This is a genomic window from Priestia taiwanensis (genome assembly GCF_014638355.1).
GTDB lineage: Bacteria > Bacillota > Bacilli > Bacillales > Bacillaceae_G > Priestia_D > Priestia_D taiwanensis.
Map to the genome: position 1 here is coordinate 38,587 of NZ_BMFK01000008.1, position 12,523 is coordinate 51,109.

At 39.7% G+C, this 12,523-nt stretch carries 13 protein-coding genes; all 13 read left to right on the forward strand.

The features are described 5' to 3' along the window. The first annotated feature begins 47 nt into the window (after positions 1–47). The 13 genes from ftsH (at position 48) to lysS (ending at position 12,303) form a co-directional block, all read left to right on the forward strand. Positions 48–2,039, forward strand: coding sequence for an ATP-dependent zinc metalloprotease FtsH (ftsH, locus tag IEV41_RS18930; RefSeq protein WP_188390077.1), 1,992 nt, complete (start codon positions 48–50; stop codon positions 2,037–2,039). A 94-nt stretch (positions 2,040–2,133) separates the two neighbouring features. Then, positions 2,134–2,898, forward strand: a complete 765-nt coding sequence (locus tag IEV41_RS18935) for a type III pantothenate kinase (protein ID WP_188390078.1) — start codon at positions 2,134–2,136, stop codon at positions 2,896–2,898. Between the two features lie 17 nt (positions 2,899–2,915). Further along, on the forward strand, positions 2,916–3,791 hold the full coding sequence (hslO, locus tag IEV41_RS18940) for an Hsp33 family molecular chaperone HslO (RefSeq protein WP_188390079.1): 876 nt from the start codon (positions 2,916–2,918) through the stop codon (positions 3,789–3,791). A gap of 151 nt (positions 3,792–3,942) precedes the next feature. Beyond that, positions 3,943–4,866, forward strand: coding sequence for a cysteine synthase A (cysK, locus tag IEV41_RS18945; protein ID WP_188390080.1), 924 nt, complete (start codon positions 3,943–3,945; stop codon positions 4,864–4,866). 90 nt (positions 4,867–4,956) lie between these two features. Next, a complete protein-coding gene (trpE, locus tag IEV41_RS18950) occupies positions 4,957–6,354 on the forward strand; it encodes an anthranilate synthase component I (protein WP_188390081.1) in 1,398 nt (465 codons plus the stop codon). Beyond that, positions 6,351–6,947 (forward strand): aminodeoxychorismate/anthranilate synthase component II, encoded by a 597-nt coding sequence (gene pabA, locus IEV41_RS18955; protein WP_188390091.1) that lies wholly within the window; start codon positions 6,351–6,353, stop codon positions 6,945–6,947. The genes trpE and pabA overlap by 4 nt, the downstream gene beginning before the upstream one ends. Then, on the forward strand, positions 6,932–7,804 hold the full coding sequence (gene pabC, locus IEV41_RS18960) for an aminodeoxychorismate lyase (protein ID WP_188390082.1): 873 nt from the start codon (positions 6,932–6,934) through the stop codon (positions 7,802–7,804). The genes pabA and pabC overlap by 16 nt, the downstream gene beginning before the upstream one ends. A 1-nt stretch (position 7,805) precedes the next feature. Continuing rightward, a complete protein-coding gene (folP, locus tag IEV41_RS18965; RefSeq protein ID WP_188390083.1) occupies positions 7,806–8,645 on the forward strand; it encodes a dihydropteroate synthase in 840 nt (279 codons plus the stop codon). Further along, positions 8,638–9,000, forward strand: a complete 363-nt coding sequence (folB, locus tag IEV41_RS18970) for a dihydroneopterin aldolase (RefSeq protein ID WP_188390084.1) — start codon at positions 8,638–8,640, stop codon at positions 8,998–9,000. The genes folP and folB overlap by 8 nt, the downstream gene beginning before the upstream one ends. Beyond that, complete coding sequence (gene folK / locus IEV41_RS18975; RefSeq protein ID WP_188390085.1) at positions 8,997–9,494, forward strand: 2-amino-4-hydroxy-6-hydroxymethyldihydropteridine diphosphokinase; 498 nt, start codon at positions 8,997–8,999, stop codon at positions 9,492–9,494. The genes folB and folK overlap by 4 nt, the downstream gene beginning before the upstream one ends. After that, positions 9,446–9,670 (forward strand): helix-turn-helix domain-containing protein, encoded by a 225-nt coding sequence (locus IEV41_RS18980; RefSeq protein WP_188390086.1) that lies wholly within the window; start codon positions 9,446–9,448, stop codon positions 9,668–9,670. The genes folK and IEV41_RS18980 overlap by 49 nt, the downstream gene beginning before the upstream one ends. A gap of 1 nt (position 9,671) precedes the next feature. Then, positions 9,672–10,673 (forward strand): tRNA dihydrouridine synthase DusB, encoded by a 1,002-nt coding sequence (gene dusB / locus IEV41_RS18985; RefSeq protein ID WP_188390087.1) that lies wholly within the window; start codon positions 9,672–9,674, stop codon positions 10,671–10,673. 145 nt (positions 10,674–10,818) lie between these two features. Then, positions 10,819–12,303 carry a lysine--tRNA ligase gene (gene lysS / locus IEV41_RS18990; RefSeq protein WP_188390088.1) on the forward strand — a complete coding sequence of 495 codons (1,485 nt, stop codon included), beginning with the start codon at positions 10,819–10,821 and terminating at the stop codon, positions 12,301–12,303. The last annotated feature ends 220 nt before the right edge of the window (positions 12,304–12,523 follow it).

The window sequence follows — 12,523 nt, forward strand, 5'->3', positions numbered from 1 at the left end:
TATGTTACTATTTTAAATAGTTCTTATGTTCTGAGAGGAGGTTCGGGATGAATAGAATGTTTCGTAATACGCTCTTTTATATACTAATTTTCTTAGTTATAATTGGGATTGTGAGTTATTTTAATAACTCGAATGGACAAGTAAGACCAATGGATTACAGCGAGTTCACCGCAAAATTAGAGAGCGGTGAAGTAAAGGACGTAACTATTCAACCTAAAAATGGTGTATATGAGATTAAAGGTCAGTTAAAGTCGGATAAAGAGAACGACTTTTTCCAAGTACATATACCTAATAGTAATAAAGCGCTCGAACGTATTGATGCAGCAGCGCAAGGTACAGAAGTGAAGTTTGTTCAAGCAGAAGAGACAAGTGTTTGGCTGTCGATCTTCACATCGTTAATACCAATTATTCTTATCGTGCTTCTGTTCTTCTTCTTCCTGAACAACGCTCAAGGTGGCGGGAATCGTGTGATGAACTTCGGTAAGAGTAAAGCGAAGTTGTACAACGATGAGAAGAAGAAAATTCGTTTCAAGGATGTAGCTGGAGCAGATGAGGAGAAGCAAGAACTTGTAGAAGTAGTAGAGTTCTTGAAAGACCCTCGTAAATTCTCGGAAATTGGTGCACGTATTCCAAAAGGTGTGTTATTAGTTGGTCCTCCGGGAACGGGTAAAACATTACTTGCTCGTGCAGTTGCAGGAGAAGCTGGTGTACCATTCTTCTCAATTAGTGGTTCTGACTTCGTAGAGATGTTCGTCGGTGTCGGTGCCTCTCGTGTTCGTGATTTATTTGAGAATGCGAAGAAAAACGCACCATGTATTATCTTTATCGATGAGATTGATGCAGTAGGACGTCAGCGTGGAGCTGGTTTAGGTGGAGGTCACGATGAGCGTGAGCAAACGTTAAACCAATTACTTGTTGAGATGGATGGATTTGGTGGAAACGAAGGAATCATTATGATTGCTGCGACAAACCGTCCAGACATTCTAGACCCAGCATTATTACGTCCTGGTCGTTTCGACCGTCAGATTACAGTAGATCGTCCAGATGTAAATGGACGTGAAGCAGTGTTAAAAGTACATGCGCGCAACAAACCTTTAGATGAGCTTGTGAACTTAAAAGGTATTGCACAACGCACACCTGGTTTCTCTGGAGCTGATTTAGAAAACTTATTAAACGAAGCTGCTCTTGTAGCTGCTCGTCGAGATAAGAAGAAGATTGATATGGATGATATCGATGAAGCGACAGACCGCGTGATTGCAGGTCCAGCGAAGAAGAGCCGTGTTGTTTCGAAGAAAGAGCGCAACATTGTTGCCTACCATGAGGCTGGTCATACAGTTATCGGTATGGTGTTAGATGAGGCGGATATGGTACACAAAGTAACAATCGTTCCTCGTGGTCAAGCGGGTGGTTATGCAGTAATGCTTCCGAAAGAAGATCGTTACTTCATGACGAAACCAGAACTTCTTGACAAAATCACAGGTCTACTAGGTGGACGTGTGGCAGAGGAGATTACTTTCGGTGAAGTATCGACTGGAGCTCATAATGATTTCCAGCGTTCAACTGGAATTGCTCGTCGCATGGTAACGGAATTCGGTATGAGTGATAAGTTAGGTCCATTACAGTTTGGTCAAGCGCAAGGTGGTCAAGTGTTCTTAGGCCGTGATCTTCATAACGAGCAAAACTACAGCGATAAGATTGCTTACGAAATTGATATGGAAATTCAACGATTTGTGAAAGATTCGTACGAACGTGCGAGACAAATCTTAACAGATAATCGTGATAAGTTAGAGTTAATTGCTCAAACACTTCTGGAAATAGAAACGTTAGATGCAGACCAAATTAAAGGTCTATGGGAAGATGGTAAGTTACCAGAGCGTGTATCTAGCAACACTACAATTGAAGCGGGCGACGTGAAGGTGAACATTGGATCAAAACCAGATGAGGTAGAGAAGCCGGAACGTGAAGAAGCGGAGGTAGAAGTGAAGGAAGACACGAAAGAAGATCGTCTTCCAGAGGCGAAGCAGGAGCCGAAAGAATAGATGATACAAAGAAGTTAAGGGGAAACCCTTAGCTTCTTTTTTTGTATGATGGTGTGGTATAGTATGGATAGTGAATGTTAGAGGTGATAAATAGATGATTTTTGTATTTGATGTTGGGAATACAAATACGGTATTAGGTGTATTTGAAAATGATGAATTAAAGCACCATTGGCGTATTGAAACGAACCGTAACAAAACAGAAGATGAATACGGAATGATGATTAAAGCATTGTTGGCCCATGAAGACATTAGTTTCATGGATATTCAAGGTGTCATTATTTCTTCTGTTGTACCTCCAATCATGGTAACATTTGAACGCATGTGTAAGAAATACTTTAAGCAAAAGCCGCTTGTTGTTGGTCCAGGAATTAAAACAGGATTAAATATTAAATATGAAAACCCTCGCGAAGTCGGAGCAGATCGTATTGTAAATGCGGTAGCTGGTATTCAAGAGTATGGTAGCCCGTTAATTATCGTCGACTTTGGTACGGCAACAACGTATTGTTATATTGATGAGTCGAAAAACTATATGGGAGGAGCAATTGCTCCTGGTATTGGTATTTCGACAGAAGCATTATACACGCGCGCATCGAAATTACCGCGCATCGAAATTGCTCGACCAACGGATATTATCGGTAAAAATACAGTGAGTGCGATGCAAGCTGGTATTTTATTCGGCTATGTTGGACAAGTAGATGGCATTGTCGCACGAATGAAGAAGCAAGCAAATGTAGAACCTAAAGTTATTGCAACTGGTGGATTAGCTTCACTTATTGCAAATGAATCTGAGGCTATTGATGTTGTAGATCCGTTCTTAACATTAAAAGGGTTATACTTGTTATACGTGCGTAATGTGTGAATAGAAGGAGATTTGAAATGAACGATTATTTAGTAAAAGCGTTAGCATTTAACGGAGAAGTACGAGCATATGCGGTTCGTACGACAGATACAGTAAGTGAAGCGCAACGTCGCCATGATACATGGGTGAATGCATCAGCAGCATTAGGACGCTCGATGACAGCCGGTATTATGATGGGGGCAATGTTAAAGGGTGAACAAAAGTTAACAATTAAAATTGAAGGTGGCGGTCCGATAGGCCCTATCCTTATTGATAGCAATGCAAAAGGGGAAGTTCGTGGGTATGTAACGAACCCTCATGTTCAATTACCACAAAATAAATTTGGGAAAATTGATGTAGCTGGAGCCGTTGGTACAGATGGTTTCTTATCTGTTATTAAAGATGTAGGGATGCGTGATCATTTTACAGGACAGGTTCCTCTTGTTTCAGGTGAGCTTGGAGAAGATTTCACGTATTATTTCGTCACATCAGAGCAAACGCCATCTTCTGTAGGTGTAGGTGTATTGGTAAATCCAGATCACACAATTTTAGCTGCCGGTGGATTTATTCTTCAAATTATGCCAGGTGCGACAGATGAAACAATTACGCAAATTGAGAATAATTTAAAAGGTGTGCCAGCTGTCTCGAAGTTAATTGAACAAGGATTAACACCAGAAGAGATTTTATACACGTTATTAGGAAAAGAGAACGTAAAAATCCTAGAAACAATGGAAGTGAAGTTCCATTGTCAATGCTCAAGAGAACGTATTGAAGGTGTACTTGTGAGCTTGGGGAAAGATGAGTTAACAGCTATTATCGAAGAAGAGGAACAAACAGAGGTACATTGCCACTTCTGTAATGAAACATATATCTTTTCGAAAGAAGAATTAGCAACATTACGCGATAACTTATAAGATGAAAACCTCCTTTTAGTGAGAAAGGAGGTTTCTTTATTTTTCTAAAAAAATGGGCATGAATAAAACAAAGAAAAAATTGACAAAGTGCTATTGTTTTGAGAAAATATAGATAAAACCAATGAAAATACTTGGAATTAGGGGTGGAGACATGAGAGTAGCGAATTCTGTTCATGAGTTAATTGGAGGAACACCGGTAGTTAAGTTGAATCGTATTGTAGACGAGAATAGTGCGGATATTTACTTAAAGTTGGAATTTATGAATCCAGGGAGTAGTGTAAAAGATCGTATTGCATTAGCAATGATTGAAGATGCAGAGAATAAAGGATTAATTAAAGAAGGCGACACAATTATTGAACCAACGAGCGGAAATACAGGTATTGGTTTAGCAATGGTAGCAGCGGCGAAAGGGTACAAGTCCATTCTTGTTATGCCAGAAACGATGAGTATAGAGCGTCGTAACCTTCTTCGTGCATACGGTGCAGAGCTAGTGTTAACGCCAGGACCAGAGGGTATGGGTGGTGCGATTCGTAAGGCAGAAGAATTGGCGAAAGAACATGGTTATTTCATTCCGCAACAATTCCAAAATGAATCAAATCCAGAAGTGCACCGTTTAACAACGGGACCAGAAATTTTAGCGCAATTTCCTGATGGGTTAGATGCATTTGTTGCAGGTATTGGTACGGGCGGAACAATTACAGGTGCAGGGGAAGTAGTGAAGGAAAAGTATCCAGAATTGAAGATTGTAGCGGTAGAACCACATGACTCACCAGTTTTATCAGGAGGTTCACCAGGCCCGCACAAAATTCAAGGGATTGGAGCTGGTTTTGTACCACGTATTTTAGATACAGATATTTATGATCAAATTATTCAAGTAGAGAATGAAGATGCATTTAAATATGCGCGTAAAGTAGCAAGGGAAGAAGGAATCTTAGTCGGTATTTCTTCTGGGGCAGCCATTTATGCAGCGTTGCAAGTGGCGAAAGAGCTTGGAAAAGGAAAGAAAGTATTAGCGGTTATTCCAAGTAACGGAGAGCGTTATTTAAGTACACCTTTATATCAATTTGAAGAATAGAGAAGCAGCCTTTATAGGCTGTTTTCTTTTTTGTCATCTACTATGCGTTATTGTACAATGAGAACTAGTTAATCAAGTAGAGGTGAACTGATGAGACATTGTTTAGCAACATATATTCCATATGAAAAAGAATTTTTTGACCAATATAAACGATTAAGTAAAGATAAAGCACACCATGTTTTGTTAGAAAGTGGACGAAATGCCCGTTACAGTATGGTAGGCCTGGATCCGATTGCAATTATAACAGGTAAAGAAGATACATTCACTGTTGTAGAAGGCGGCGAAACATCTGTAATGAAAGGGAATCCTCTTGAAGAGATGAAGCAATACATGCAGAAGTTCAAAGTTGCTAATCCCGTTAAAGAGATACCATTTAGCGGCGGAGCGGTTGGTTATTTTAACTATGATTGCATCCGTTATATCGAAAAATTACCGACTGTTGCAGAGGATGACTTACAAACGCCAGATATCTTCTTTTTACTATTCGATGATATAGTTGTATATGATCATGAAGAGAAGAAATTATGGATTATGACACATTATGAAGAAGATAAAGAAAGAGCGGAAGTTCATCTAGAAGAACTGCAGATGTTATGGACAAGCGAGATCTTAGATGTTGTATATGAATATGAAGTGCCAAGTGGAGTAGTAGAAGGGAAGCGTGTGTCGTTCACAGAAGAAGGATTCATTGATGCGGTGGAGCGAACGAAAGAGTATATTGCAGCGGGAGATGTGTTTCAAATTAACTTATCTGTGCGTCAATCAGAAGCGTTAGAAACACATCCTATGAATATTTATGAAGCATTACGTGGTATTAATCCTTCTCCTTACATGGCATACATGGAATGTGGTGATTTCCAGATTGTAAGTGGATCCCCTGAGCTACTTATTAAGAAAAAAGGTACGGAAGTGAGTACACGCCCAATCGCCGGAACGCGTTCGCGTGGGAAAGATGAAGCAGAGGATATGGAGCTTGCGAATGAATTAATTCACAACGAAAAAGAACGAGCAGAACATGTCATGCTTGTGGACTTAGAGCGTAACGATTTAGGGAGAGTATGTGAGTACGGAACGGTAGAAGTGGATGAATTTATGGTCATTGAAAAATATTCGCATGTAATGCATATCGTATCGAACGTACGTGGAACATTAAAAGAAGAGAATGATGCATTTGATGTTGTTGGTGCGGTTTTCCCTGGGGGAACAATTACAGGTGCACCGAAGATTCGTACGATGGAGATTATTGAAGAATTAGAACCAGTGAGACGTGGTTTGTATACAGGGTCGATTGGTTGGATTGGGTATGACGGGGACATGGAGCTTAATATTGTGATTCGTACGATGGTAGCGAAAGATGGGTATGGTCATATTCAAGCTGGAGCAGGAATTGTGATTGATTCTATTCCAAAAAATGAATATAAAGAATCTCTAAAAAAAGCTGCGGCTATGTGGCGCGCAAAAGAAGTGGCTGAGAGGTGCGAACAATGATTTTGATGATTGATAATTACGATTCTTTTACGTTTAACTTAGTACAGTTTCTGGGTGAATTGGGAGAAGAGTTACTTGTAAAGCGTAATGATGAAATAACACTAGAAGAAATTAAAGTATTAGATCCTGATTTTATTATGGTTTCACCAGGACCTTGCAGCCCGAATGAGGCTGGTATTAGTATGGATGTTATTAATTATTTCGCAGGAAAGATTCCGATCTTTGGTGTTTGCCTAGGGCATCAATCGATTGCGCAAGTATTTGGAGGAGATGTTGTGCGTGCCGAGCGGTTAATGCACGGCAAGACATCATCTGTTTATCATAACGGAGAAACGGTATATAAAGATATTCCAAATCCATTTACGGCAACGCGTTATCATTCGCTTATCGTCAAGAAAGAAACGTTACCGGAATGTTTAGAAGTGACGTCTTGGACAGAAGAAGGCGAAATTATGGGTATTCGTCATAAAACGTTACCGATAGAAGGAGTACAATACCATCCAGAGTCAATTATGACATCGCATGGGAAAGAATTATTGAAAAACTTTATTACAGCGTATAAGAGGCGTGAAGAAGTATGTACATCTATGTAAATGGGCGTGTTATGAAGCAAGAGGAGGCAATGATTTCTCCTTTCGATCACGGTTTTCTCTATGGGCTTGGTGTATTCGAAACGTTCCGTGTGTATGATGGTCATCTGTTTTTGTTTGATGACCATTATCTACGTTTAATGGAATCACTAAAACAATTGAATATAGAGTGGAGTGTAACGAAAGATGAAGCGAAACGAATTGTCATGCAGTTGTTGGAAAAGAACAATATCCAAAATGCTTACGTTCGCTTCAATGTTTCGGCTGGTATTGGGGAAGTGGGCTTACAGGTAGATGCTTATCAGCAACCGACGACAATTGTCTTTATGAAACCTTTGGCATCCGCGACTGCGGAAGTGTATGAAAAAGAAGGGGTTATTCTTCAAACGAGACGTAATACGCCAGAAGGACCCTCCCGTTTAAAGTCGCATCATTATTTAAATTCTGTATTAGGAAAACGTGAAGTTGGTAGTGATATGTCCAAAGAAGGAATTTTTTTAACGGAAGAGGGGTTTGTAGCAGAAGGGGTAGTCTCAAATGTTTTCTTTGTGAAGGATTTAGTAGTTTATACCCCTTCTCTCCAAACAGGGATTTTAAATGGTATTACACGGAAATTTGTTATGAGGCTTTGCGAATTAGGTCAAGTTCAGGTTCAGGAAGGGTTATTTACAAAGGAAGAGTTGTTACAAGCGGATGAAATATTTGTTACGAACTCTATTCAAGAAATAGTACCTGTTGTAGAAATAGATAATAAGAGATTTGTAGGGAAAGACGGCGAGGTAACGAAGCGTCTTATACATGACTATCAAAGGTATCGTACATCTTTAGTGAGCAGATACGATGTGAAAGAAGGAAGATAGAATGAGATATACAACGTTAACGTGTGGGAAGTATACGTTTGATTTGGCGAAAGAAACGTTAATGATGGGGATTTTGAATGTAACCCCAGATTCATTTTCAGACGGTGGGTCATGGAATGATGTGGACCGAGCAGTTCAGCATGCGAAAAAGCTTGTGAAGGACGGTGCGCATATTATTGATATCGGCGGTGAGTCGACACGTCCGGGAGCTGAATTGGTAAGTGAGCAAGAAGAGATTGCGCGTGTTGTCCCAATTATTCGAGCTATTCGGGCAGCGGTAGATGTACCAGTTTCCATTGACACGTACAAAGCAGAAGTGGCGAAGCAAGCAATTGAAGCGGGTGCACATATTATTAATGATGTATGGGGAGCAAAAGCGGATAAACGAATGGCAGCAGTAGCTGCGCAGTACGATGTGCCAATTATCTTAATGCATAACCGTACAGACGTGGACTATCGCGACTTTATGTCAGATGTGGTTGCAGACCTTCAAGAGAGTATTCAAATTGCGAAGCAAGCGGGTGTACGGGATGAACGCATTATTCTTGATCCGGGGGTTGGATTCGTGAAAACAGTGGATCAAAACTTGGAAGTAATAAGAGAGCTAGGACAATTACAAGTGCTAGGGTATCCAGTGCTACTTGGAACATCGCGAAAACGATTTATTGGTGCGGTATTGGATTTACCGGTAGAAGAGCGCGTGGAAGGGACGGGAGCGACGACCTGCCTCGGTATTCAACAGGGATGCCATATTGTACGTGTACATGATGTATTAGAGAACGCGCGAATGGCAAAGATGATGGACGCAATGCTTGGGAAGAGAGGTAGTATAGATGGGTAAAATTTATGTGAATAATATGATGTTCTATGGATACCATGGTGTATTACCACAAGAAACAGCATTGGGGCAACGTTTCAATGTTGATTTAGTAGTCGAGGTAGATACGAAGCAAGCTGGGGAGACGGATAACCTAACGTATTCGGTGAGTTATGCTGATATGTACGCAACGTGTAAGCGCATTGTAGAAGGAGAGCCGTATAAACTGATTGAAGCAGTAGCGGAACGAATTGCAAGCGAGCTCCTGGCAGAATACGCATTAATTGATGTATGTCATGTGAAAGTTATTAAGCCGGACCCACCGATTCCAGGTCATTATCATTCTGTTGCAGTAGAGATTACGAGGTCGCGTCAATGAATCACATTGCGTACTTAAGTTTAGGGACGAACATTGGTGATCGTTTATATTATTTAAGAGAAGCTGTAAAGGCGTTACACGCTCATGAAGCAATTTGCATAGAAGATGTTTCTTCTATTTATGAGACGGAGCCAGTTGGATATGTAGATCAAGAAAACTTTTTAAATATCGTTGTGAAAATTTCTACCAGCTTACGTCCAATCAATTTACTAGAAACGACACAGTCGATTGAGTTACAATTAGGAAGAAAAAGGGAAATCCACTGGGGACCTCGAACAATAGACCTTGACATTTTATTATATAGTAACGAAAATATGGACACAGAGACACTGATTATTCCGCACCCTAGAATGTACGAACGAAATTTTGTGTTGGTACCCTTAATAGAATTAGGTGTAGATATTTCCCGAAGTGAAAGCGTAAATTTACGAGAAGGGGTAAGAATATGGAAGCGGAAAAATGGGGGAGACGTATTCGAGCTTTTCGAAAGTTGAAAGGATATACGCAAGAAAGCTTTGCGAAAGGTTTAGGGGTTTCTATTTCGGTACTTGGAGAAATAGAAAGAGGAAATCGTGTGCCAACGGAATCATTTATTATGGACGTGGCAAAGACCTTAAATGTATCGGTCGAGGAATTAATGCCTGTAGAAAAGAAAGGCGGACAAAAATAAAATGTTAAAAATCGGTCATATAGAAATGAAGAATCCAGTGGTATTAGCACCAATGGCCGGGGTATGTAACTCTGCATTTCGTTTAACGGTAAAAGAATTCGGCGCTGGTTTAGTATGTGCTGAAATGATTAGTGATAAAGCCATTCTTCATAATAATAAAAGAACAATGGAAATGTTATATATCGATGAGCGTGAAAAACCACTAAGCTTACAAATTTTCGGTGGAGAGAGAAGTACGCTAGTAGAAGCAGCGAAGTATGTAGATAAGAATACAAATGCTGACATTATCGATATCAATATGGGTTGTCCTGTTTCGAAAATTATTAAATGTGAAGCAGGAGCAAGATGGTTACTAAACCCAGATAAGATTTATGAAATGGTTTCTGCAGTTGTAGATGCTGTAGAAAAACCAGTAACAGTTAAAATGCGTATCGGTTGGGATGATGACAATATCTTCGTTGTAGAGAATGCACAAGCGGTTGAGCGTGCTGGTGGACAAGCTGTTGCGATTCATGGGCGTACACGTGTGCAAATGTATGAAGGTGAAGCTAACTGGGATTACATTAAGTTAGCGAAGGAACATGTGAACATCCCGATTATCGGAAATGGTGATGTACAGACACCTCAAGATGCGAAGCGTTTATTAGAGTACACAGGTGCAGATGGTGTGATGATTGGTCGTGCGGCGTTAGGTAACCCGTGGATGATTTATCGTACAGTAAGGTATTTAGAAACAGGAGAATTAATGGGTGAACCGAGTTTGCGTGAGAAAATCGATGTATGTAAGTTGCACTTAGATCGCCTAATTGACTTAAAGAACGAAAAGATTGCTGTTCTGGAAATGAGAAAGCACGCAGCTTGGTATTTAAAAGGTGTGAGTGGTACTGGAGAAGTACGTAATAAAATTAATGAGTGTAATACAAGAATGGATCTTGTTACGTTACTTGATAGTTGTGTAGAAGAAATGGAAGTTCGTGAAGTGGAAGTAGCTCTTCGTGGTTAAGAAGGTTGTTTGACATCTTTTTGTTGTTAAACGTATAATACGTCTTGTAATGAAACTGCCAGTCTTTTACTGGCAGTTTTTTATGTTGACATAAAGTGATATACTTGGAATACATGTTTATATATTTTGTAATGGAGTTGATAAAATGAGTCACGAAGAATTGAATGATCAATTGCTTGTTCGTCGTGAGAAGTTACATAACTTACGCGAGCAAGGTTTAGATCCATTTGGAGGACGTTTTGAAAGAACAAGCTCTTCACAAGAGATTGTAAAAGAGTTTGATGCTTTTTCAAAAGAAGAATTAGAAGAAAAAGATGCAGTTGTTTCGATTGCTGGTCGTATTATGACAAAGCGCGGAAAAGGAAAAGCTGGATTTGCGCACATTCAAGACTTAGAAGGGCAAATTCAATTATATGTTCGTAAAGATGCAGTTGGCGATGATGCTTACGAAATCTTTGATTCTTGTGATTTAGGAGATCTAGTAGGTGTAACAGGTACAATCTTCAAAACAAAAGTTGGAGAGTTATCAATTAAGGTTACAACATTCACACTTCTAACGAAATCATTACGTCCACTACCGGACAAGCATCATGGATTAAAAGACGTAGAACAACGTTACCGTCAACGTTATTTAGATTTAATTACAAATATGGATAGCAGAAAGACATTTGTATTACGTAGTAAAATCATTCAATCGATGCGTCGTTACTTAGATAGCATTGGTTTCTTAGAAGTAGAAACACCGACATTGCACACGATTGCTGGTGGTGCATCGGCGCGTCCGTTCATTACACACCACAATGCGTTAGATATGCAATTGTATATGCGTATCGCAATCGAGTTACATTTAAAGCGTCTAGTCGTTGGTGGATTAGAGAAAGTGTATGAGATTGGTCGTGTATATCGTAATGAAGGTATTTCAACTCGTCATAATCCAGAGTTCACGATGATCGAATTATATGAAGCGTATGCGGACTATAAAGATATCATGAGCTTAACAGAAAACTTAGTTGCTCATATTGCCCAAGAGGTATTAGGGACAACGACGGTTGCGTACGGTGAATATGAAATTGATCTAAAACCAGAGTGGAAACGACTTCATATGGTAGATTCAGTGAAAGAATACACAGGTGCAGACTTCTGGACAGAGATGAATGTAGAAGAGGCCCGTGCTTTAGCGAAAGAACATGGTGTAGAAATTACAGAGCATATGACAGTTGGTCATATTATTAATGAGTTCTTCGAACAAAAAGTAGAAGAGCACTTAATTCAACCGACATTCATTTATGGTCATCCAGTGGAAGTTTCACCACTTGCGAAGAAAAATCCGGAGGACCCGCGTTTCACAGATCGTTTCGAGTTATTCATCGTTGCTCGTGAGCATGCGAATGCGTTCACGGAGTTAAATGATCCAATCGATCAAAAAGAGCGTTTCGAAGCGCAATTACAAGAGCGTGAGCAAGGTAATGACGAAGCGCATATGATGGATGATGATTACATTGAAGCGTTAGAGTATGGTTTACCGCCGACAGGTGGACTAGGTATCGGTATTGACCGTCTAGTAATGCTATTAACGAATTCACCATCAATTCGTGATGTATTATTATTCCCGACAATGAGACATCGTTAAAAAGTGAAAGACCCTTTAAATAGAAGTATTTAGAGGGTCTTTTATTTATTTTATTTTTTTATAAAAAAGTCCTTGCTATAAAGATTGATAGGTGATATATTAATATTCGTTGTCACGAAAGAAACGACAACAAAAGAAATGAAAAACAATATTGACATCAACTAACGAAGATGTTAAGATAACGAAGTCGCTTTAAGCGATAGAAGTTCTTTGAAAACTA